Genomic DNA, 22993 nt, shown 5'->3' with positions numbered 1-22993 from the left:
TTTTCAGGACGAACGCACATATGAAAATGACCAAGAGTCTGTTCCACGCCGGTGTCCTCGGGTTTTCTCTGCTCGCGACCAGCGTCATGGCGGCGGTCCCTGCGGCCGAGGCGGACAAGCTGGGCAAAAGCCTGACCCCGATGGGTGCCGAAATGTCGGGCAACGCCGACGGCTCGATCCCGGCCTGGAAACCGTTGCCGAAGAACGCCGGCACTGTCGACAGCAAGGGCTTCCTGTCCAACCCTTACGCCAGTGAAAAACCGCTGTTCACCATCACGGCGCAGAACGTCGACCAATACAAGGAAAAGCTTGCCCCGGGCCAGTACGCGATGTTCAAGCGCTACCCGGAAACCTTCAAGATGCCGGTCTACACCTCGCATCGCGGTGCCACCGTGCCGGATGACGTGTTCGCGGCGATCAAGAAGAATGCCACCAACACCAAGCTGGTGTCCGGCGGCAACGGTTTGGAAAACTTCGAAACTGCCGTTCCATTCCCGATCCCGAAAACCGGTGTTGAAGTCATCTGGAACCATATCACCCGCTATCGCGGTGGTAGCGTGACCCGTCTGGTAACCCAGGCGACGCCACAGCCGAACGGCTCGTTCAGCCTGGTGTACTTCCAGGATCAGTTCGTGTTCCGCGACAAAATGAAGGATTACGATCCGGCGAACCCGGGCAACATCCTGTTTTACTTCAAGCAGAAAGTGACTGCCCCGGCACGTCTGGCCGGTGGTGTGCTGCTGGTGCACGAGACCCTCGACCAAGTGAAGGAACCACGTTCGGCGTGGGTCTACAACGCCGGTCAGCGCCGTGTGCGTCGTGCGCCACAAGTGTCCTATGACGGCCCGGGTACCGCTGCCGACGGCCTGCGTACCTCCGATAACCTGGACATGTTCAACGGTGCACCGGATCGTTACGACTGGAAGCTCGAAGGCAAGAAAGAGATGTACATCGCCTCCGACGCCTACAAACTCGACGATCCGAAGCTCAAGTACGCCGACATCATCAAGGCCGGTCACATCAACCAGGACCTGGCTCGTTACGAGCTGCGCCGGGTCTGGCATGTGGTTGCAACCCTGAAGGAAGGTCAGCGTCACATCTACGCCAAGCGTGACTTCTACATCGACGAAGACACCTGGCAAGCAGCGGTCATCGACCATTACGACGGTCGTGGTCAACTGTGGCGCGTCGCCGAGGCTCATGCCGAGAACTACTACGACAAGCAAGTGCCGTGGTACGCCCTCGAAGCGCTGTACGACCTGCAATCGGGCCGTTACCTGGCGCTGGGCATGAAAAACGAAGAGAAGTCCGCGTATGACTTCGGCTTCACGGCGACCACCAGCGACTTCACTCCGGCCGCCTTGCGCCAGGAAGGTGTTCGCTAAGGTGAGCTGAGCAGAGGCCGCATCCTCTCTAGAGAAACGCCCCGACTGGTTCGGGGCGTTTTTTTTTGTTCGTAGACTTTTTGTAGCCATTTGTAGCAATTACCTTCATTCCCTAGCCGATTACGGCTAGTCTGCGGACATCTGCACGCCGCCACCCGCAATTCAAACAAGAGCCGGCTATGACTGATTTGTCTACACCCAAAGGTTCTGCAACTGCTGCTGTCGCGACACTGGACGGGCGATTCTTTCGTCCGCCATTGCCCGACGGTCATGTCCTGCGACCGCGTTTGTGCGAGCGACTGAGCGCCGGTCTTGAAGGACGGTTATTGCTCGTCAGTGCACCGGCGGGGTTTGGCAAAAGTTCGTTAGCGGTGGAGTTCTGTCAGGCGTTGCCGAATCACTGGCGTAGCCTCTGGTTGGGGCTGAGCCCTCGGGACAGTGATCCCGGTCGATTTCTCGAGCGTTTGCTGGAAGGTCTGCAGGACTATTTTCCGCAGCTTGGTCGGCAGTCTCTCGGACTGCTGAAAATGCGTCAGCGCCATCAGCCGTTTGCCTTCGAAGAGTGGCTGGACGGCTTGCTCGACGAGTTGGCCGAGCACCTGTCTACGGCTTCGCCGCTGCTGCTGGTGCTGGATGATTATCATCTGGCCCAAGGCCCGGTTCTGGATCGTTGCCTGCAATTTTTCCTCAATCACCTTCCCGACGGCTTACTGGTGATGGTCACCAGTCGCCAGCGCCCGGACTGGCATCTGGCGCGGCTGCGGCTGTCACGCCAACTGCTTGAGTTACATGAACAAGACTTGCGTCTGACTCGCGATGAAGCCTTGAGCCTGCTTGCTCGCCACAGCACGTCCCTGCGTGGCGAAGCGCTGGAAAGCCTGATCCAGCGCAGCGAGGGCTGGGTTGCGGGATTGCGTTTCTGGTTGCTGGCCGCGACAGAGGCGGGCACCGAGGGCGCATTGCCTCAATCGCTGCACGGTGGGGAAGGGCTGATCCGCGATTACCTGCTCGAAGAAGTCATCGATTGCCTGCCCGCCGAAGTGCAATCGTTCCTCTACGATACGGCGCCCCAGGAGCGCTTTTGCAGCGAACTGTGCGACGCCGTTCGCGATGCCCATGACAGCGCGGAGATCCTGCGCTTTCTGCTGGCCCATCAGGTGTTTTTGGTACCGCTCGACGAGCACGGGCACTGGTATCGTTATCACCATCTGTTTTCCGATCTGTTGCGCACTCGGCCCGCCGCTCAGTCGATGGTGCCGGCGGCGAGCCTGCACCTGCGTGCGTGCCGCTGGTTCAACGCCCAGGGCCTGCTCGACGAGGCGGTGGAACAGGCCTTGCGTGCCGGTCACCTGGATGTCGCGGCGAACCTGGTGCAAAACCTTTCCGAAGAGCAACTGCTGGCCGAGCAGAACGTCGGCATGTTGCTGCGCTGGAAAATGGACTTGCCCGACAGCCTGCTGATCAGCACGCCACGCTTGATCGTGCTGTACAGCTGGGCGTTGGGGATGGCTTGTCAGCTGGATGCTGCCGAGGAGCTGGCGAGTCATTTGAGTCGCTTCCTGCCGGCGCCCTCGGCCACCGCGCAGAAATCCATGCTGGCCCAGTGGCTGGCGTTGAGCGGCATCATCGCGCGTGGCCGGGGCAATCGTGAGCTCACGCTACAGTATTGCCGGGAAGCGCTGGAAAGCCTTCCGTCCAAGCGTTACGGGCAACGTCTGATGTGCCTTTCGACCTTGTCCAACCTGGCCATAGCCGATGGGGATTTGTGGCGCGCTCGAGGGCTGAACCGCGACTCGCTGGAGTTGGCGCAACGCGTCGGCAACCCTTTGTTTGAAGCATTGGCCCATTACGATCGTGCCCGGGTCCTGCAAGCACGCGGGGAGGTCTGTCGGTCACTTGAAGAAGTTCGTCAGGGGTTGCAGCGCCTGCAAGGGTTGTCCTCGCAACGACTCTATGCCGTTCGTGCCCGACTGACCTTGTACGAGGGTTTGTTACTGGCTCTGCGCCTGCAACCCCAAGCGGCGCGGGTACGATTGCAGGCTGGCTTGAGTGAAGCCCGCGCCTGCCGCGATATCAGCGTATTGATCGGTCATTGCGTGATTGCCAGGCTCGACGGCAGCAGTGGCGAATTCGCCAAAGCCTTTGCCGAGCTCGCCGAAGCCGAACGTTTGATGCACATCTGGGATGTGCCGCCGATCTACTATCTGGCAATGATCACGCTGGTCAAATGTGAGCTTTGGCTGGCGCAGGGACGTACCGACCTGGCCGAAGCCTGGCTGGCGCGACTGGGGCAGACTTACAACGGCGAACACGCCGCGGCACCGCCGGAGTTTCACCCGCAACTGCCGCTGCACATTGAATTGCAACAAGCGTTGCTCGAGTCCATTCAGGGCCAGCCGATGCTGGCCGAGGGGCGTTTGAACACGCTGATCGAGCATGGTCAGCAATCAGGGCGACAGATGCTCAGTGCCATGGCGCTGACTCAAAAAATCACGTTGTTGCTGGGGAATGGGCGCGAGCCGGAAGCACGCAAGGCACTGGTGCAAGCACTGGACGCTGCCGGTGGCGGTGTTTTGCAATCGTTCGAAGGCTTGTTGGCCGAGCATCCGGACTGGTTGCGCGCGCAGCTTCAACTCAACCCGTCGACGCCCGTTTCACAGAGCCTTATCGAAAAGTTGCCGGCCTCGGTGGCTCGCTCCGATCTGGAGCCCTGTGCGGCGGCGGAACAACTCAGTGCACGGGAACTGGCCGTCCTGCGATTGATCGCCCAAGGCTGTTCGAACCAGGAAATCAGCGACCAGTTGTTCATTTCCCTGCACACGGTCAAGACGCATGCCAGCCATATCAACAGCAAACTCGGGGTTGAGCGACGTACACAAGCGGTGGCGCGGGCCAAGGCGTTGGGGATGCTGGGTTAAGAAGTTTTCACGTTACACATCCGGGTAAATGCTTCGATCCACAATTGTGCGAAAATCCCCCGTCCCCGTTTATCGAGCAGGCTCCGATGTCACAGCACCCCACCTTGATCCGCGAAACCTTCCCCGTCGGCCCGTTGCAGTGCAACTGCACGATCATCGGTGATCCGGTAACGAAAAAGGCGATAGTTGTCGATCCGGGTGGCAATCATGAGCTGATCCTGGCGCGGCTCGACGCCCTGGGTCTGAAAGTGGTCAGTATCATCCACACCCATGCGCACCTGGACCATTTCCTGGCTTCCGGCCAGTTGAAAGAAAAAACCGGCGCGACGCTGCATTTGCACAAAGAAGACCAGTTCCTTTGGGACAATCTTGAAATGCAGTGCCAGATGTTCGGTGTGCCTTACACTCCGGTGCCATCGCCGGATCGCTGGCTGGCCGATGATGAAGCGTTGGACTGCGGCTGCGGTGTCGCACTGCACACGCCGGGTCATACGCCGGGGTCCATGAGTTTCTGGTTTGCAGACGCCAAGCTGCTGATTGCCGGTGACACGCTGTTTCGTCGCGGTGTCGGGCGCACGGATTTATGGGGGGGCGATCAGGCGACCATTGTGCGTTCGATCAAGCAGCGGCTGTACACACTCGATGAAGACGCAACGGTGGTAACCGGGCATGGTCCGGATACCCGACTGGGCGATGAAATGCGCGAAAATCCTTTTGTGCGAGCCTGATTTGCCGTTGTGAAAGCAAGGCGGAATTTTTATCCACATTAATGATCCAACGCCCGCAAAGGCCGATGCCTTGGCCCGTTGCGCCACAGAATGCAAAACGTAGGAGCTTTACATGTTCACCACTCGTCGTTTGATGATTGTCGCTACTGCCGTGGCCGTACTGTCCGGCTGTGCTTCGCCCAACCCTTATGACGGTCAGCCGCAGGGCCAGACGGATACCGGCTCCCAAGGCATGAGCAAAACCGCCAAATACGGTGGTCTCGGTGCGTTGGCCGGTGCTCTGGCCGGTGCCGCCATCAACCACGATAACCGTGGCAAGGGCGCGTTGATCGGTGCCGCAGTTGTCGGTGCTTCCGCTGCCGGTTATGGCTACTACGCCGATCAGCAAGAGAAAAAACTGCGCGCCAGCATGGCCAACACCGGTGTTGAAGTGCAGCGCCAAGGCGACCAGATCAAACTGATCATGCCGGGCAACATTACGTTCGCCACCGACTCGGCGAACATCGCACCAAGCTTCTATCAGCCACTGAACAACCTGGCTGGCTCCCTCAAAGAGTTCAACCAGAACCAGATCGAAATCGTTGGCTACACCGACAGCACCGGCAGCCGCCAGCACAACATGGACCTGTCCCAGCGTCGCGCCCAGAGCGTAGCGACCTACCTGACGTCGCAAGGTGTCAGCGGTACCAACCTGAGCGCCCGTGGCGCCGGCCCGGATAATCCGGTAGCCAGCAACGGTGACACCAACGGCCGTGCACAGAACCGCCGTGTCGAGGTCAACCTCAAGGCGATTCCTGGTCAGCAGTATGGTGCTCAGCAGTAAGCACTTTTCAGGCTTAACGCAGTAAACCTGTGGGCGAGCCTGCTCGCGAAGCGGTATGTCAGTCAGCAACACAGTCGACTGGTACAACCTCTTCGCGAGCAGGTTCGCTCCCACATTGCGTTTCTAGTTGGCTTCTTTTACCGCACTGAGAAACGCGCGGGTACGTTCCTGCTGTGGATGTTCGAAGATCTGCGCCGGTGATCCCTGCTCGTGAATCTGCCCCTTGTAGAAGAAACACACGCGATCGGCGAACTCCCGGGCAAATCCCATCTGGTGCGTGACCATCAGCATGGTCAGGTTATGTTCGGCACCTAGCTTGCGGATAACGTTGAGCACTTCGCCGCACAGCTCCGGATCGAGTGCCGAGGTCACTTCGTCAAAAAGCATGACTTTGGGACGCATGGCCAACGCGCGGGCTATGGCCACCCGTTGTTGCTGTCCACCGGACAGCTGCGAAGGGTAGTGCCCCAGTTTGTTGCCCAGGCCCACCAGCTCCAGCAAATCCGCTGCTCGTTCGCGTGCTTCGGCGGGTTTCATGCCCAGCACCTGCACTGGCGCTTCAATGACGTTTTGTAAGGCCGTCATGTGCGGAAACAGGTTGAAGCTCTGGAACACCATGCCGATCTTGCCGCGAACGCGACGGATATGCCGGTCGTTTGCAGGCACCAGCACGCCGTTGCGATTGGGCATATGGGTCAACAAGTCGTCCTCGATGCGGATCAATCCGTCATCAATCCCCTCAAGCGTCATCAACACCCGCAACAGCGTGGATTTTCCCGAGCCGCTTGGGCCGATGATCGCTACTTTTTCTCCCGACGTGACATCCAGGTTCAAGTGGTCGAGCACCGTGAAATTGCCGTAGCTCTTAGTGACGTCCTGGAAGCTGACAATCGGCTTGACCGGTTTCGATTCAGGCATGGCACAGGCCTCTTGCGGGTGCAGTGATGTCAGGGTGCCGTGTCGGGAAAGGTCGTCGGAGGTCGAGATAGGAGAAGTCATTAGCGTAGCTCCAGGCGCAGTTCAAGGCGCCGTACCAGATAAGCCAAAGCGATGCTCAGGGCGAGGAAAAACAGACCGACCATGGTGATCGGCTCCAGGTAGCGGAAGTTCTCGGAACCAATGTTCTTGGCTTGCTGCATGATCTCGACCACGGTAATGGCCGACAGCACCGGCGTGTCCTTGAGCATGGCCACCAGGTAATTGCCCAGCGGCGGCAGGATCGGCCGAAGGGCCTGGGGGAGGATGATGTTGCGGTACGCGCTATAAGGCGCGATGTTCAACGCCGTAACGGCCTCCCACTGCGCCCGCGGCACGGCGTCGAGGCCACCGCGATACACCTCGGCGATGTAGCAGGCGTAATGCACACCAATGCCGATCACCCCCACCTGCATGGCTGTCATGCTCACGCCGTAATTGGGCAGCACGTAATAGAGGAAATACACCTGGATCAACAACGGCGTGCTGCGGATGAATTCGATCACCCCGGCGGTTGGCCACGATAACCAGAACAGGCGACTGCGTCGGCCGATGGCCAGAAACAACCCCAGTACAATGGCGATCAGGAAACCGAGCAGGGTAATGCCCACGGTGTTCAGCGATGCCCGCAGCAAATCGGGCAGGATCTGCCAGGCATATGTCCAGTCGAACAGGGTCATGACAGACCTCCACGCATCCGGCCGCGAGCCAAACGTCGCTCAACGCTGCGCATGCCGAGGTTGATCGCTTGAGCCAGAACGAAGTACATCACCAGAGCCAGGCTGAAGATTTCCAGGGTCTGGAAAGTGGCCTGGTCCAGTTGTCGGGCCCGGAAGCTGAGGTCCGACAGGGTGATCAGCGAGACCAGCGACGTATTTTTCAGCAACTCGATCAGCAGGTTGGTGCCCGGTGGAATGGCCGCCAGCAACGCCTGGGGCAAAATGATTCGCCGAAGGCGCTTGTAGCCGCTGAAGTTCAATGCAGTCGCCGCTTCGTACTGACCTTTGGCAACGGAGCTGATCGCACCGCGCATCACCTCCGCGCCGTAAGCACCGATGTGTAAGCCAAGGCCGACAATGGCCACGCTGTAGGGGCTCAGTTCGAGATTGAACGGTGGCAGCGGCAACACGAAAAACAACCAGAACAATTGCACCAGCAACGACGTGCCGCGGAACACTTCAATGTAGGCGACCGAGAACCAGCTCAGCGGCCGCCACGGCGACATGCGCCCCAGCGCCGCCAGAATGGCCGCGACAATCGCCAGGATCGAGCCCAAGAAGGTCACCTGGAGCGTGACCCAGGCGCCTTGTATCAAAAGCGGAAGTAACTCACCCATTGTTCACACCTGCGTGGTTCAACATCCGGAGTCAGCAGGGAAATAGGCATCGCGCCAGGGCGCCATGCCCGTTTCGACTATTGAGCGCAGAGCTCGGCAGCCGTTTTGCTTGTCACGTTGGATTTGTCGAAGCCGAAAGGGGCAACCGTCTTGAGATGTTCTTCGGAACCCAGCCACTTTTTCAGTTCGGCGTTGACCGCATCACGCAGGTCCTTGTCTTCCGGGCGGAAGGCGAGGGCGCCATAACCTGTGTGCGAGGGGTCATCCTTGAACTCGGTGACCGCTTCGACCTTGTCGCCGCCTTTGCTGGCCAGGCCTTTCATGGTCAGCTGGGTGCCGACGGCCGCATCGGCACGCCCGGCGCGCACGGCTTGCAACTGCGCGGTGGTGTCCGGTACCTGGAGGATCTGCGCGTCCTTCACGCCAGAATCCCGCGCGTATTTCAGGTTGACCGTGCCGGCCATGATCGCCAGTTTCACATCCGGGTTTTTGGCGATGTCTTCATAGCTGTGCAGATTTTTCGGGTTGCCTTTGGCTGTCAGGAGTGCGTCGGGCAACTGGTATTGCGGATCGGTGAAGATGACCTGCTTGCAGCGCTCGGGCGTGATGTACATGCCTGCGGCAATCACGTCGAAACGTCCGGCGCGCAGGCCGGGGATCAACGAGCCCCATTCGGTCAGTACGCCGTCGACTGTCTTGATGCCCATTTTTTCAAAGATGACCTTGGCGATTTCCGGTGATTCACCGGTGACTCTGCCGTCGGTTTCAGTGAAGGCGAACGGGGTTTCGTTTGCATAACCAATGCGGATGCTGCTGTTCTTCGTGATGGTTTCCAGCGTCGTGGCGTAGGCGCTGGTGGCCAGGCCGAATATCGCGCAAGCGACGAACAGGTGGCGCAAGACATGGGGAGTGCGGGGAATGGAATTGCTCATCGATAAAATCTCCTGTTTCTTGTGGATCCGTCTTTGACGGTTCTGTGGTAGGAGGCAGTGTGACAAGAGCAAAGCGTACGAGGGCTGGTCCACCTGTTGAGCCGAAGCGTGGGGAGACAGTTCCGGTACAGATCGATTGGTTGTTGTTGGTGGCTGGTTCGGCAGCCTGGGCATCGACCTTGTACCGAGCATACAAAAGCACTGTGCAGGATTGCATTGCACTAGGACAATTGCTTTGCGTGGATTCTCGCGGGATGCTGTGGCCACTGGCATGCACGCGGGTCGAACGCCGATGGACAAGTGGAAAGCAGCACTGGAAATCGCCCGTAGTGGCGAGTCGAAATACAAGATCCTCGTTCAGTCGATTGCCGACGATATCGAGCAGGGCGTGCTGGCCAATGATCAGCGGCTGCCGCCGCAACGTAATGTCGCCGATGCCATGGGCATCAGTGTGCAAACCGTCACTAATGCCTACAAGGAACTCGAGCGCCAGGGCCTGGTGAGGTGCGAGGTGGGGCGCGGCAGTTTTGTCTCGCGGCGCATGAGCGACCGGGTTGCCACGTATATTCTCGACAGCCCCGAACGAGCGCTGGTGGATTTTTCCATCACGCGGATCATGCACACCCGTGAGCATGACCAGTTCTGGCGCGAAACCTGTCGCGAACTCAGCACCGAAGAGGATCAGCCCTGGATTCACGCGTTTCGCCCGATTGCCGGTTTCGAGTCGCACCGTGAAGCGGCGATGCACTGGATCGCGCGGCAAGGCCTGCGGGTCGAGCGCGACGACATTCTGATCACCAACGGCGCTGCCCACGCCATTTTTCTGGCCTTGGCATCCCTTGCCGGCCCGGATGATGTAGTGCTTTGCGAAGGGTTGACCGACCACGGTGTGATCGGCAATTCCCAGGTGCTCGGGTTTACCCTCAAGGGTCTGGAGATGGACCGACATGGCATCGACCCCGAGCATTTCGAGGACATGTGCAGCAACGAGCGCATCACCGCTCTGGTCTGTACGCCAAACCTGAACAACCCGACCACCAGCCTGATGCCGGACAGCCGTCGACGGGAAATTGCCGAGATCGCTCGGCGGTTTGGCGTGCACATTATCGAAGACGATGTATATGGCCCTCTGCTGGACGAGCGCCGGGCACCACCGATCAGCCACTATTTGCCGGAACTGTCGTTTTATTGCACCAGCATGACCAAGTCGGTGCTCACGGGTTTGCGCGTCGGATATCTGGTGATGCCAAAGCGGCTGGCATTGCGCACCGAAAGTATTTTGCGGGTCAATAGCTGGATGGCAACGCCTATGGTCGCGGAGATCGCCACGCGCTGGATTCGCGACGGGCGCGCCGACACCCTGGTGGACCTGCAACGCAAACTCCTGTCCGGTCGGCAAGCAATGGTCAGCGAGTACCTGGACGAGTACCTGCTTGGCCAGCATCCCTATGCATTGAATGCCTGGATCGGCATTCCCCCTCATTGGGAAGTCGACAGCCTGGTGCGGGCGCTGCGCCACAAGCACATTGCGGTCACTTCGCCCGACCCGTTCACGGTGCGTGGCACGCCCAGGCCCCGGGCAGTCCGGGTGTGTGTCGGTGCCGAATGCAGCGACGACGAAATGCGCGATGCGCTGATGGGCATGCGCGAAATCTTCGGTCAGTACCCGCAGATCCATGATTTTTGAGCGGGCAACCGGTGCCAAAAAGTTTGTCGACTAAATTGCCCTAGTACATTCATCACGACAATCCAGCCCTCTTAGACTGCGCCCAACACCTCACTTGGGACGCGGTCATGTCAGTGCTGCTAAACGATATCTACCTCGCCCGCCAACGTATTCAATCGCTGGTCCGGTGCACGCCCATGGAACATTCGCCCAGCCTGTCCCGGCGGTTGGGCGTGCCGGTGTACCTCAAGCTCGAATCCCAGCAAATCACCGGCAGCTTCAAGTTGCGTGGCGCGAGCAATGCCGTGGCCCAACTCAATGCCGAGCAAAAGGCGTGTGGCGTGGTCGCCGCGTCGACGGGCAATCATGGGCGGGCACTGGCCTATGCCGCATCGCAGCAAGGTGTGAAGGCGACGATTTGTCTATCGCATCTGGTGCCGGGAAATAAAGTTCAGGCCATTCGTGATCTCGGTGCGCAAGTGCGCATCGTCGGCCAGTCCCAGGACGATGCCCAGTGCGAAGCCGAGCGTATTGCCCGCGAGCAGGGCGCCACTCTGCTACCTCCATTCGATCACCCTGCCGTCATCGCCGGCCAGGGCACACTGGGGCTGGAGATCCTTGAACAACTGCCGGATGTCGCTCAAGTACTGGTGCCGTTGTCCGGCGGTGGTCTGTTTGCCGGCGTGGCACTGGCCCTCAAAAGCGCCAACCCGCAGATCGTTACGCATGGCATCAGCATGCAGCGCGGCGCGGCCATGCACGCCAGCCTGTCCGCCGGACATCCCGTGGAAGTCGAGGAACTGCCGACCCTCGCCGACTCCCTCGGCGGCGGCATCGGCCTGGACAACCGTTACACCTTCAACATGACCCGCGACACCTGCGACCACCTGCATCTGCTCAGCGAAGCTTCCATCGCCCATGCCTTGCGCCATGCCTATCGCGAAGAGCGCCTGGTACTCGAAGGCGCGGCGGCGGTGGGAATTGGCGCTGTGCTTGATGGTTTGATCGAACCGCGTGGGCCGATCGTGGTGGTGGTCAGCGGTCGCAATGTCGACGTCGACCAGCATCTGCGTGTGCTGGCCGGCGCGGATGCGTGAACTCAATCAAAAATCAGACTGGAGTGCAGCGTTGATGAGTGAAATCACCCTGTTGAGCGAAGCGGATCTGCGAGCCTGCGTGGCCCTTGATCTGCCGAGTATCGAAGCCATCGAGCAAGCCTTCCTGCTGCTGGCCACCGCCGCCGTGGACATGCCGCCGATCCTGCGCCTGGACATCCCCGAGCATAACGGCGAAGTGGACGTGAAGACGGCGTATCTACCCGGACTGGAGCGCTTCGCAATCAAGGTCAGTCCGGGATTTTTCGACAACCCGAAACTCGGTCTGCCGAGCCTCAACGGCATGATGATGCTGCTGTCAGCACGCACCGGTTTGCTCGATGCCTTGTTGCTGGATAACGGCTACCTGACAGCCGTGCGCACGGCGGCGGCGGGCGCCGTGGCCGCACGTGCATTGTCGCGGTCCGACAGTCGCAGCGTGGCGCTGATCGGGGCCGGCGAGCAGGCGGCGTTGCAACTTCAGGCTTTGCGGCTGGTACGGCCGATCGAGAGCGTGCGGGTTTGGGCTCGCGACTACGCCAAGGCCGAAGCCTTCAGTGTCGATCTGGCGCGTGACAGCGGGCTGGCGGTCAGGCTGTGCGCAAGTATCGACGAGGCCATGGATGGCGTGGACATCGCCATCACTTGCACGCCGAGCCGCGAGCCCTTGATTGACGTGCGGCATTTGCAGCCTGGCCTGCACATCACGGCCATGGGTTCAGATGCCGAGCACAAAAACGAAATTGCCCCCAAAGCCCTGGCTCAGGTCGATTGCTACGTGGCGGATCGCTTGAGCCAGACCCGCATTCTCGGCGAGTTGCATCACGCCCTGGAAGCTGGCGTCCTCAGCGACGAGTCCGACTTCGCAGAGTTGGGGCAGGTGCTGGCCGGGCAGTGTCCCGGTCGCACAAATGAAACACAAATCACTTTGTGCGACCTCACCGGCACCGGTGCTCAGGACACGGCCATGGCCAACCTGGCATTCGAGCGCGCGCGTTCGGCAGGCAAGGGATTCCAGTTCGGCAGTTAACCGGTTTTTTCATCCGCGTGTCATTTATCAGAGGGCAGGTGCATGTCTCAGATAGTCGTCAATCTCCCGTTCGAACGGGGGGAATATGCCCAGCGTCTGGCCAAGGTTCGAGCGGCCATGCAGGCGCAGGGCATCGAGTTGTTGCTGGTCACCGATCCGTCGAACATGGCCTGGCTGACCGGCTACGACGGTTGGTCGTTTTATGTCCATCAGTGCGTGCTGCTGGCGCTCGACGGCGAGCCCGTGTGGTTCGGTCGCGGGCAGGATGCCAATGGCGCCAGGCGCACGGTGTTCATGCGGCAGGAGAACATCGTTGGTTATCCGGACATCTACGTGCAGTCCCGGGAACGTCACCCGATGGATTACCTGTCGCGGGAAGTCATCAGCGCCCGTGGTTGGGACGCGCTGACCATCGGTGTGGAGATGGACAACTATTACTTCAGCGCTGCGGCTTACCTGTCGCTGAAAAAACACTTGCCGAGTGCCACGTTGGTGGATGCGGTCGGCCTGGTGAACTGGCAACGGGCGATCAAGTCGCCGCAGGAAATCGCCTACATGCGCATCGCCGCTCGCATCGTTGAAAACATGCACGGGCGGATCCTCGAACGGATCGAGCCGGGCATGCGCAAGAATGAATTGGTGGCCGAGATCTACAGCAGCGGCATCCTCGGCGCCGACGGCCATGGCGGTGATTACCCGGCCATCGTGCCTCTGTTGCCGACCGGTGCCGATGCCAGCGCGCCGCACCTGACCTGGGACGATACGCCGTTCGAAAAGGGCGCCGGCACCTTCTTTGAAATCGCCGGTTGCTACAAGCGTTACCATTGCCCGTTGTCGCGCACCATTTACCTGGGCAAGCCGCCGCAGCATTTTCTCGACGGTGAAAAAGCCGTGGTCGAAGGCATCGCCGCCGGGCTTGAAGCGGCCAAACCGGGCAACACCACCGGCGACATCGCGACGGCGTTTTTCAAGGTGCTGGAGAAATTCGGCATCCACAAGGACAGCCGTTGCGGCTACCCGATCGGCATCAGTTATCCACCGGATTGGGGCGAGCGCACCATGAGCCTGCGTCCCGGCGACACCAGCGTGTTGCAACCGGGCATGACCTTCCACTTCATGCCGGGCCTGTGGATGGACGACTGGGGGCTGGAGATCACCGAGAGCATTCTGATCACTGAAACCGGCGTCGAAACCTTGTGCAACGTGCCACGCCAACTGTTCGTGAAGGATTGAATCATGAGCGAATTGCCGGACAACCCAATCAGCGCCACGGTGGATTTCGCCCGTGAAGGCGTGCAGCACGGTTTTCTCAAACTGCCGTATTCCCGGGACGACTCGGCCTGGGGGGCGGTGATGATTCCGGTCACGGTGATTCAACGCGGTGAGGGGCGGACCGCGCTGCTCACCGGTGGCAACCATGGCGACGAATACGAAGGGCCGGTAGCACTGAGCAAACTGGCGCAAAGCCTGTCGGCCAAAGACGTGAGCGGGCGATTGATTATCGTGCCGTTCATGAACACCCCGGCGTTCCATGCCGGGCGACGTACGTCACCGATCGACAAGGGCAATCTCAACCGCAGTTTTCCCGGCAAGCCGGACGGTACGGTGACCGAGAAAATCGCCGACTACTTCACGCGTACCTTGCTGCCATTGGCCGATATCGTGCTGGACATTCACTCCGGCGGACGCACCCTGGATTTCCTGCCGTTCGCCGCTTGTCATGTGCTGCCGGATAAACAGCAGCAGGCGCAATGCGAGGCCGGGATGCGTGCCTTCAATGCACCGTACAGCATGCGCATGCTGGAACTCGATGCCGGGGCGATGTACGACACCGCCGCCGAACGCCAGGGCAAAGTCTTCGTCACCACCGAACTGGGCGGCGGCGGCTCTTCCACGGCGCGCAGCGTGGCGATTGCCGAACGCGGTGTGCGCAATTTGCTGGTGCATGCCGGGATCCTTGACGGCGAGGTGCAGCTCGCACCGTCGATCATGCTCGACATGCCCGACGGCGATTGCTTCATCGCCAGCGAGCACGACGGTCTGCTGGAAATGTGCCGTGATCTGGGGGACAACGTGGAGCAAGGTGAAGTGATTGCCCGGGTGTACGACGCTACCCGAAGCGGCGCGGCGTCGGTTGAATATCGTGCGGCGCGCAGCGGTCTGCTGGCGGCGCGGCATTTTCCGGGACTGGTGCGCTGTGGCGATACCATTGCGGTAATCGCGGATGTATTGAACTAACCCAAAACCCCATGTGGGAGCGAGCCTGCTCGCGATAGCGCCAGCTCATCCAATAAAGACGTGACTGACATGCCGCCATCGCGAGCAAGCTCGCTCCTACAGGGTTTCTCATCCATTCAGGAGATTCTCGGCCCATGCACAAACTCGATCGCTATGACCTGAAAATCCTGCGAATCCTCGCTGAAGACGGGCGTATCACCAAATCGAGCCTGGCTGAGGCGATCAACCTGTCGGTAACGCCTGCGTGGGAGCGGGTGCGCAAACTCGAAAGCCTGGGCTTGATCAAGGGCTACCGGGCGCAGATCGACTGGAACGCGGTGTTCAAAAGCCAACAGGTGCTGGTGGAAATCACCTTGGCTCGACACACCGCGCAGGACATGCGGCGTTTCGAACAGCGCATGAACGAGGCTGCGGAAGTGGCGTTCTGTTACGCCACCGGTGGTGGCGTCGATTACATGGCGATGATCCAGGCACCGGACATTGACCATTACCAGCGCTTCATCGACCAGTTGTTGCTCGACGACCTGGGCATCGAACGCTACTTCACCTACATCGTCACCAAGACCATCAAGACCGGCGGCGCGTTGCCGGCCGAAGTGGCGCAGGAGCTTTGAAAACACGCTATTCCCTGTGGGAGCGAGCCTGCTCGCGATAGCGCCCTTACATTCAACCCTGCATTGACGGGTGTCCCGCCATCGTGAGCAGTATTCACACCGCAAAAATCCCCGATTTACCCCCGCTCAATCAGAAAAAACCACCTGCCGCACCCCGTTCAAACGCCAAATCCCCGAGGTCTTGCTGCCCTAGCATGGTTCTACGCACACGGATTGGAGTGAACGCCATGACCTATAAACATCCACTGCTGTTCAAGGCCCTTTGCTACGTTGACGGCCATTGGGTCCACAGCGACAGCGGTCACAGTATCGCCGTGCATAACCCGGCCGATCAAAAACTCATCGGCCATGTGCCGATGCTCGATCAGCCGCAAATTGTCGCGGCCATCGACGCGGCCCACCGTGCGTTTACCGGCTGGCGCGAACAAAGCCTGGAGGCACGCGGGTTGATTCTGCGACGCTGGGCGGCACTGATTCTTGAGCATCAGGAAGACCTCGCGCGGATTCTCAGCCTGGAGCAGGGCAAGTCCCTGGCCGAGTCCCGCGGTGAAATCGCCTATGCGGTCAGCTTCATTCCCTGGTTCGCCGAGGAGGCGCGGCGCCTTTATGGGCAGAACATTCCCAGCCACATACCCGGTGCGCACCTGGGCACGCTCAAGGAACCGGTCGGTGTCTGTGCGCTGCTGACCCCGTGGAATTTTCCCTCGGCCATGATCACCCGCAAAGCGGCGGCCGCCTTGGCAGCCGGTTGTACCGTGGTGATCAAGCCCGCCCATGAAACACCGTACTCCGCGTTTGCCCTGGCGCAACTGGCGGAGGAAGCGGGTTTCCCGGCCGGTGTGTTCAACGTGGTGCTGGGCGAACCGCAAATGGCCATGCAAACCCTGGTGCAGGACCGTCGCGTGCGCTCGGTGAGTTTCACCGGCTCGACCCGTGTGGGTAAGTTGGTGCTGCAAGCGGCGGCTGCGGATGTAAAGAAGGTATCGCTGGAACTGGGCGGTAACGCACCGTTCATTGTCTGCGCCGATGCCGATCTCGGGCTGGCAGTAAAAGTCGCGGTCGTCGCCAAGTTCCAGACCTCCGGCCAGGATTGCTGTGCGGCCAACCGCATCATGGTCGATCGCTCGATCTACCCGGAATTTCTCAAGGGTTTTGCCTCGGCGGTGCGTGAACTGCGGGTCGGCCCGGCGATGCTCGGCGATCGGGAGCAGAGCGTCGATATCGGCCCGTTGATGCATCAGGCCGCCTTTGATGTCACCGCCGAGCGTGTGGCCGATGCCTTGCAACAGGGGGCGCACCGACTGGTGGGTGGCGAAGCGCATGCGCTTGGTGGCCTGTTCTATCAGCCCACAGTGTTGGCAGACGTCACACCGCAAATGCGCATTTACCGCGAAGAGAACTTTGCGCCGATTGCCGGAGTGATGCCGTTCGACAGCCTTGATCATGCCATTGAGATGGCCAACGACACCGAATACGGTCTGGCCGCCTACATTTGCTCCAATCGCCTGGACCTGATCTACCCGCTGATTCGTCGTCTCGACCACGCCATGGTCGCGGTCAACGGCGTCAAGTTCACCGGCCATCCGATTCCGTTCGGGGGCATGAAAGCCTCGGGGCTGGGCCGTGAAGGCGGCACCGAGGGCTTTGAAGCCTTTGTCGAAACCAAATACTTCTGCCTGCACCATCAAGGCCAGTTCTGAGGAGATCTACCATGAGCCAAGAATTCGATACCCTGTTCGAGCAAGACCGTGCGCATTTCATGCACCCTTCGACCCATGCCCATGACCACGCCAGCGGAGCACTCAAGGGACGCATCATCAAGAGCGCATCAGGCATCCGCATTCGCGACCACGAAGGCCGCGAATTCATCGACGCCTTCGCTGGCCTGTATTGCGTGAACATCGGCTATGGTCGCACCGAAGTCGCCGAGGCCATCTACAAGCAGGCCAAGGAACTGGCCTATTACCATACCTACGTGGGGCATTCGACCGAAGCGATCATCGAACTGTCGAACCGCATAATCGACTGGGCACCGCAAGGCATGAAGAAGGTCTACTACGGCCTCTCAGGTTCCGACGCCAACGAAACCCAGATCAAGCTGGTGCGCTACTACAACAACGTACTGGGTCGTCCACAGAAAAAGAAAATCATCTCCCGAGACCGCGGTTATCACGGCTCGGGCATCATGACCGGCAGCCTGACCGGCCTGCCAACCTTCCATCAACATTTCGACCTGCCGGCCGAAGGCATCAAGCACACCGTGTGCCCCCACTGGTACCGCAAGGCGCCGACTGGCATGGATGAGGCCGCGTTCGTACATTACTGCGCCGACGAACTGGAGAAAATGATCCTTGCCGAAGGCCCCGACACCGTGGCGGCGTTTATCGGCGAGCCGTTGATGGGGACGGGCGGCATCATCGTGCCGCCAGCGGGTTACTGGGCTGCAATTCAAGCCGTGCTGAATAAATACGATGTGTTGCTGATCGCCGACGAAGTGGTCTGCGCTTTTGGTCGCCTCGGCTCGAAGATGGGCAGCCAACGATACGGCATGCGTCCGGACCTGATAACCACTGCCAAAGGCCTGACCAGCGCCTATGCACCATTGTCGGCAGTGATCGTCGGTGAAAAGGTTTGGGATGTCATCGAAAAGGCCTCCGAATCCCAAGGTGCCATGGGCCATGGCTGGACCTATTCCGGACACCCGATCTGTGCCGCAGCGGCGCTGGCCAACCTCGATATTCTGGAGCGGGAAAACCTCACGGCCAATGCCGAGAAGGTTGGCGGCTATCTCAATCGTCGACTGCGTGAAACCCTGGAAGGGCATCCGCTGGTGGGCGAGGTGCGCGGCGACGGCATGCTCGCAGCGGTTGAGTTCATGGCTGATCGCGAACAACGCACACCGTTCGATGCAGCACTGAAAGTCGGCCCGAAAGTCTCGGCGGCTTGTCTTGAGCGCGGCATGATTGCCCGGGCGATGCCCCATGGCGACATTCTTGGCTTCGCGCCGCCGTTGGTCTTGACCGAGGCAGAGGCGGACCTGATTGTTGGCATCACCAAGGACGCAATTGATCAGGTGGCGGGGGAGGTTTTGGGTTAAGTCATTCGGCCGGAGTTCTTTGTGTCGTCCGTTCCGGGCCCATTGCGAGCAAGCTCTGACAGTGATCGATGTCGTACACAACATCTGTGTTCAACAAATAACCCTGTGGGAGCGGGCTTGCCCGCGAAGAGGCCCTGACAGACACCGAAAATACTGGATCAGAAATAAAAAAGCCCCCGGACAAGTGATTGTCCGGGGGCTTTTGCTTTCCTGAAACCCTATGACTTCTTCAGGCCGTAATGCTCATCGAGCATGCCCGGAGAGTTCGGGGCTTTTGGAGCGTAGTCGCGCGGTGGCTCCTGATCGCGCGGCGGCGTCAGGCGTTCACGTGGCGCTTGTGCCGCATCGGCGTGCAGGGAGGCCAGCAAGCGTTGGCGGGTCTGCTCGTCCAGGGCCAGGCGGTTGGCGCCCTCGGCGAGATGATCCTGCACTTCCTGATAGCTCTGAGTCAGTTTCTTGACCAGTGTGGCCGTGCTGTTGAAGTGGGTCACCACCTCGTTCTGATAACTGTCGAAACGTTCCTGAATATCGTCCAGCTGACGCTGCGTGCGGTTAGGCGCGGCGTTCGGCGCGAGGCGAGCGATCAGGAACCCAATGGCGACACCCACAACCAGGGCAAGAGTCGGTAACAACCAAACTAAGAGCGAGTGTTCCACGAGTCCTTCCTCTATAAACGGCTTTGCTTTACGTTAACGGCTCCAACCTGCGCTGTATACCGCGATTCACTCGCAATAGATTGGCACAGACAATTTGCTAGACGAGTCGACCTGATTCGAGGTCACGGAGTTCCTTCCTTGCTTATGCGTGAAACCCCTGTAGTGATTGATGGCCCGGTGGGGCAACTGGAAGCACTTTACCTGGATAACGAGCAGCCACGCGGCCTCGCGCTCATCTGCCATCCGAACCCGGTGCAGGGCGGCACCATGCTCAACAAAGTGGTCTCGACCCTGCAGCGCACCGCGCGCGATGCGGGTTTGATCACCTTGCGTTTCAACTACCGTGGCGTCGGCGCCAGCGAAGGCTCCCACGACATGGGCACTGGCGAAGTCGATGATGCCCAGGCGGTGGCCGATTGGTTCCGGGCCAAACATCCGGAATTGCCACTGACCCTGTTCGGTTTCTCCTTTGGCGGATTTGTTGCAGCAAGTCTCGGCGGACGTCTGGAAGCGAAGGGTGAACAGATCAAGCATCTGTTCATGGTCGCTCCGGCCGTCATGCGCCTGGGTGCTCAGGATCAACTGCCGCAGCAGGGCGAGGTGACGCTGATCCAGCCGGAAACCGACGAAGTGATCGATCCGCAGCTGGTTTACGAATGGTCCGACACGCTCGAACGCCCCCATGAGCTGCTGAAAGTGGCAGAATGCGGACACTTTTTTCATGGCAAGCTGACCGATCTCAAGGATCTGATCCTGCCGCGCCTTTCGAATTGATTGCAGTCTGACAAGCGATTACCCATGACGACCCGTACCCGCATCCTCACCGGCATCACCACCACCGGCACGCCGCACCTGGGCAACTACGCCGGCGCCATCCGCCCGGCCATCATCGCCAGCCGCGACAGTAATGCTGATTCGTTCTACTTCCTGGCCGACTACCACGCCCTGATCAAGTGCGATGACCCGCTGCGCATCCAGCGCTCGCGTCTGGAAATCGCCGCGACCTGGCTGGCCGGTGGCCTGGATGTGGATCGCGTGACGTTCTATCGCCAGTCCGACATCCCGGAAATCCCGGAGCTGACCTGGCTGCTGACGTGCGTCGCCGCCAAGGGCCTGCTTAACCGCGCCCACGCCTACAAGGCGTCGGTGGACAAAAACGTCGAGACCGGCGAAGACCCGGATGCCGGCATCACCATGGGCTTGTACAGCTACCCGGTGCTGATGGCGGCGGACATCCTGATGTTCAACGCGCACAAGGTGCCGGTCGGTCGCGACCAGATCCAGCACGTGGAAATGGCCCGCGACATCGGCCAGCGTTTCAACCATCTGTTTGGCCAGGGCAAAGAATTCTTCACCATGCCCGAGGCGTTGATCGAAGAGAGCGTCGCCACATTGCCGGGCCTGGACGGTCGCAAGATGTCGAAGAGCTACGACAACACCATTCCGTTGTTCAGCAGCGCCAAAGAGATGAAGGACGCGATTTCGCGGATCGTCACCGACTCCCGCGCCCCGGGCGAAGCCAAAGATCCGGACAATTCGCACCTGTTCACCCTGTTCCAGGCGTTTGCCTCTGCGGCGCAAGCCGACGAGTTCCGCAGCGAACTGTTACAGGGCCTGGGTTGGGGCGAGGCGAAGAGTCGCCTGTTCCAGTTGCTGGACAGCGACCTAGGCGAGTCCCGCGAGCGTTATCACCAGTTGATCGAGCGTCCGGCAGATCTGGAAGACATCCTGCAACACGGCGCGAAAAAGGCCCGTGCGGTAGCGACGCCGTTCCTCAACGAACTGCGTGAAGCGGTCGGCCTGCGCTCCTTCGTTGCCCAGACCCAAGTGGCGGCGACTACCAAAAAGAAAGCCGCGAAAACTGCACGTTTTGTCAGCTTCCGCGAAGACGACGGCAGTTTCCGTTTCCGTCTGCTGTCGGCGGATGGCGAGCAACTGCTGCTGTCGCGAAACTTTGCTGATGGTAAAACCGCGGGTCAGGTGACCAAGCAGCTGCAAGCTGGCCAGGTTCTGGACGTGCGCAGTGAAGACCTGAGCTTCAGTGTCTGGCTGGAAGGCGAGTGCGTTGCCGACAGCCCGAGCTTCGCCGACGGCACCGCTCGCGACGCAGCGATCGAAGCCTTGCGCATTGCCCTGACCCCGGTTCAGGAATAAACAACGGTTCGGCCCGACCAAGGGCTGATTGCCATTCCTCGGGGCCGTCGCTACAGTGACGGCCCGTTTTTGTTGCCTTGCTAACGAATTATGACGCCCCTAGAACGATATCAAGCTGATCTGAAACGCCCGGAATTCTTCCATGACGCCGCACAGGAAACTGCCGTGCGTCATTTGCAGCGCCTGTACGACGACCTGGTCGCGGCCGAGCAAAACAAGCCGGGCTTGCTGGGCAAGTTGTTTGGCAAGAAGGATCAAACCCCGGTCAAGGGCCTGTATTTCTGGGGCGGCGTAGGTCGCGGCAAGACTTACCTGGTGGACACCTTCTTCGAAGCGTTGCCCTTCAAGGAAAAGTCCCGGACGCACTTCCACCGCTTCATGAAGCGCGTGCACGAAGAGATGAAGACCCTCGGCGGCGAGAAAAACCCGCTGACCATCATCGCCAAGCGTTTCGCCACCGAAGCCCGGGTCATCTGCTTCGATGAATTCTTCGTCTCCGACATCACCGACGCCATGATCCTTGGCACCCTGATGGAAGAACTGTTCAAGAACGGCGTGACCCTCGTCGCGACCTCGAACATCGTGCCGGACGGCCTGTACAAGGACGGCCTGCAACGTGCGCGCTTCCTGCCGGCCATTGCGCTGATCAAGATCAATACCGAGATCGTCAACGTCGACAGCGGCGTCGACTATCGTCTGCGTCACCTGGAACAAGCCGAGCTGTTCCACTATCCACTCGACGAAGCCGCCAACGAAAGCCTGCGCAAGAGCTTCCGTGCGCTGACACCGGAATGCACGGCGGCGGTCGAAAATGACGTGCTGATGATCGAAAATCGTGAAATTCGTGCCGTGCGCACCTGCGATGACGTGGCCTGGTTCAACTTCCGTGAGCTGTGCGACGGCCCGCGCAGCCAGAACGACTACATCGAGCTGGGCAAGATCTTCCACGCCGTACTGCTCAGCGATGTCGAACAGATGAGCGTCACCACCGACGACATCGCCCGACGCTTCATCAACATGGTCGACGAGTTCTACGACCGCAACGTGAAGCTGATCATTTCCGCCGAGGTCGAGCTTAAAGACCTCTACACCGGCGGTCGCTTGAATTTCGAATTCCAGCGTACCCTCAGCCGACTGCTGGAAATGCAATCCCACGAATTCCTGGCGCGGGCGCACAAGCCGTAACAAGGTGCGGAAAGTAAAAAAGGCCTGCATATGCAGTAATGCTGTTCACTTAAGCGGAGCAGCCTTACGGTCCACCGGAAACCGGGTCTTTGATATCTTCACCGTCCTTGGCCTCGAAGGCCTCGGACGGTGATCCAGAAACATCCCTCCTACACCCGCCCT

General features: G+C 59.9%; 20 protein-coding genes. 15 read left to right on the top strand and 5 right to left on the bottom strand.

Annotated features, from left to right (window positions below):
- Positions 1 to 20: 20 nt before the first annotated feature.
- The 4 genes from CKW15_RS24950 (at position 21) to CKW15_RS24935 (ending at position 5854) form a co-directional block, all read left to right on the top strand.
- Complete coding sequence (locus CKW15_RS24950; protein WP_095059955.1) at positions 21 to 1385, top strand: DUF1329 domain-containing protein; 1365 nt, start codon at positions 21 to 23, stop codon at positions 1383 to 1385.
- A 179-nt stretch (positions 1386 to 1564) separates the two neighbouring features.
- Positions 1565 to 4303 (top strand): LuxR C-terminal-related transcriptional regulator, encoded by a 2739-nt coding sequence (locus CKW15_RS24945; protein WP_095059954.1) that lies wholly within the window; start codon positions 1565 to 1567, stop codon positions 4301 to 4303.
- Positions 4304 to 4389: 86 nt separating this feature from the next.
- The gene (locus CKW15_RS24940; RefSeq protein WP_095059953.1) at positions 4390 to 5031 is read left to right on the top strand and encodes an MBL fold metallo-hydrolase; all 642 of its coding nucleotides are present in this window, start codon (positions 4390 to 4392) and stop codon (positions 5029 to 5031) included.
- 112 nt (positions 5032 to 5143) lie between these two features.
- Positions 5144 to 5854 carry an OmpA family protein gene (locus tag CKW15_RS24935; protein WP_095059952.1) on the top strand — a complete coding sequence of 237 codons (711 nt, stop codon included), beginning with the start codon at positions 5144 to 5146 and terminating at the stop codon, positions 5852 to 5854.
- A gap of 123 nt (positions 5855 to 5977) precedes the next feature.
- Here CKW15_RS24935 and ehuA read toward each other — a convergent pair whose 3' ends face one another.
- The 4 genes from ehuA to ehuB form a co-directional block, all read right to left on the bottom strand.
- Positions 5978 to 6772, bottom strand: a complete 795-nt coding sequence (ehuA, locus tag CKW15_RS24930; protein WP_095059951.1) for an ectoine/hydroxyectoine ABC transporter ATP-binding protein EhuA — start codon at positions 6770 to 6772, stop codon at positions 5978 to 5980.
- An 80-nt stretch (positions 6773 to 6852) separates the two neighbouring features.
- Positions 6853 to 7509, bottom strand: a complete 657-nt coding sequence (gene ehuD / locus CKW15_RS24925) for an ectoine/hydroxyectoine ABC transporter permease subunit EhuD (protein WP_095059950.1) — start codon at positions 7507 to 7509, stop codon at positions 6853 to 6855.
- Positions 7506 to 8165, bottom strand: coding sequence for an ectoine/hydroxyectoine ABC transporter permease subunit EhuC (gene ehuC, locus CKW15_RS24920; protein ID WP_095059949.1), 660 nt, complete (start codon positions 8163 to 8165; stop codon positions 7506 to 7508). Before ehuC ends, ehuD begins: the two co-directional genes overlap by 4 nt.
- Before the next feature lie 77 nt (positions 8166 to 8242).
- A complete protein-coding gene (gene ehuB, locus CKW15_RS24915; RefSeq protein WP_095059948.1) occupies positions 8243 to 9097 on the bottom strand; it encodes an ectoine/hydroxyectoine ABC transporter substrate-binding protein EhuB in 855 nt (284 codons plus the stop codon).
- A gap of 292 nt (positions 9098 to 9389) precedes the next feature.
- On the opposite strand from ehuB, the gene CKW15_RS24910 reads away from it, so the two are divergent.
- From CKW15_RS24910 to CKW15_RS24875, 8 genes are all read left to right on the top strand, one after another.
- Positions 9390 to 10784 (top strand): PLP-dependent aminotransferase family protein, encoded by a 1395-nt coding sequence (locus CKW15_RS24910; protein ID WP_095059947.1) that lies wholly within the window; start codon positions 9390 to 9392, stop codon positions 10782 to 10784.
- Positions 10785 to 10891: 107 nt separating this feature from the next.
- Positions 10892 to 11860, top strand: a complete 969-nt coding sequence (gene eutB, locus CKW15_RS24905) for a hydroxyectoine utilization dehydratase EutB (protein ID WP_095152866.1) — start codon at positions 10892 to 10894, stop codon at positions 11858 to 11860.
- 34 nt (positions 11861 to 11894) lie between these two features.
- Positions 11895 to 12887: an ectoine utilization protein EutC gene (eutC, locus tag CKW15_RS24900; protein WP_095059945.1), complete on the top strand. Its 993-nt coding sequence runs from the start codon at positions 11895 to 11897 to the stop codon at positions 12885 to 12887.
- 42 nt (positions 12888 to 12929) lie between these two features.
- Positions 12930 to 14120, top strand: a complete 1191-nt coding sequence (doeA, locus tag CKW15_RS24895) for an ectoine hydrolase DoeA (RefSeq protein ID WP_095059944.1) — start codon at positions 12930 to 12932, stop codon at positions 14118 to 14120.
- Between the two features lie 3 nt (positions 14121 to 14123).
- Positions 14124 to 15125 carry a N(2)-acetyl-L-2,4-diaminobutanoate deacetylase DoeB gene (gene doeB / locus CKW15_RS24890; RefSeq protein ID WP_095059943.1) on the top strand — a complete coding sequence of 334 codons (1002 nt, stop codon included), beginning with the start codon at positions 14124 to 14126 and terminating at the stop codon, positions 15123 to 15125.
- A 134-nt stretch (positions 15126 to 15259) separates the two neighbouring features.
- The gene (locus CKW15_RS24885) at positions 15260 to 15739 is read left to right on the top strand and encodes an Lrp/AsnC family transcriptional regulator (protein WP_095059942.1); all 480 of its coding nucleotides are present in this window, start codon (positions 15260 to 15262) and stop codon (positions 15737 to 15739) included.
- Positions 15740 to 15966: 227 nt separating this feature from the next.
- Entirely contained in the window at positions 15967 to 17439 is a 1473-nt protein-coding gene (locus CKW15_RS24880) for an NAD-dependent succinate-semialdehyde dehydrogenase (protein ID WP_095059941.1), read from the top strand.
- Between the two features lie 11 nt (positions 17440 to 17450).
- Positions 17451 to 18836: an aspartate aminotransferase family protein gene (locus CKW15_RS24875; RefSeq protein WP_095059940.1), complete on the top strand. Its 1386-nt coding sequence runs from the start codon at positions 17451 to 17453 to the stop codon at positions 18834 to 18836.
- Between the two features lie 218 nt (positions 18837 to 19054).
- Here CKW15_RS24875 and CKW15_RS24870 read toward each other — a convergent pair whose 3' ends face one another.
- On the bottom strand, positions 19055 to 19492 hold the full coding sequence (locus CKW15_RS24870; RefSeq protein ID WP_095056944.1) for a YhcB family protein: 438 nt from the start codon (positions 19490 to 19492) through the stop codon (positions 19055 to 19057).
- A 144-nt stretch (positions 19493 to 19636) separates the two neighbouring features.
- On the opposite strand from CKW15_RS24870, the gene CKW15_RS24865 reads away from it, so the two are divergent.
- The 3 genes from CKW15_RS24865 to zapE all read left to right on the top strand — a co-directional run bounded on the left by CKW15_RS24865 (position 19637) and on the right by zapE (position 22831).
- The gene (locus CKW15_RS24865) at positions 19637 to 20266 is read left to right on the top strand and encodes an alpha/beta hydrolase (RefSeq protein ID WP_095056945.1); all 630 of its coding nucleotides are present in this window, start codon (positions 19637 to 19639) and stop codon (positions 20264 to 20266) included.
- 24 nt (positions 20267 to 20290) lie between these two features.
- On the top strand, positions 20291 to 21646 hold the full coding sequence (locus CKW15_RS24860) for a tryptophan--tRNA ligase (RefSeq protein ID WP_095056946.1): 1356 nt from the start codon (positions 20291 to 20293) through the stop codon (positions 21644 to 21646).
- A 90-nt stretch (positions 21647 to 21736) separates the two neighbouring features.
- Positions 21737 to 22831: a cell division protein ZapE gene (zapE, locus tag CKW15_RS24855; protein ID WP_095056947.1), complete on the top strand. Its 1095-nt coding sequence runs from the start codon at positions 21737 to 21739 to the stop codon at positions 22829 to 22831.
- Positions 22832 to 22993 lie beyond the last annotated feature (162 nt).

Source organism: Pseudomonas sp. Irchel s3b5, assembly GCF_900187435.1.
Classification (GTDB): Bacteria; Pseudomonadota; Gammaproteobacteria; order Pseudomonadales; family Pseudomonadaceae; genus Aquipseudomonas.
This window is presented reverse-complemented; position numbering and strand designations above follow the sequence as displayed.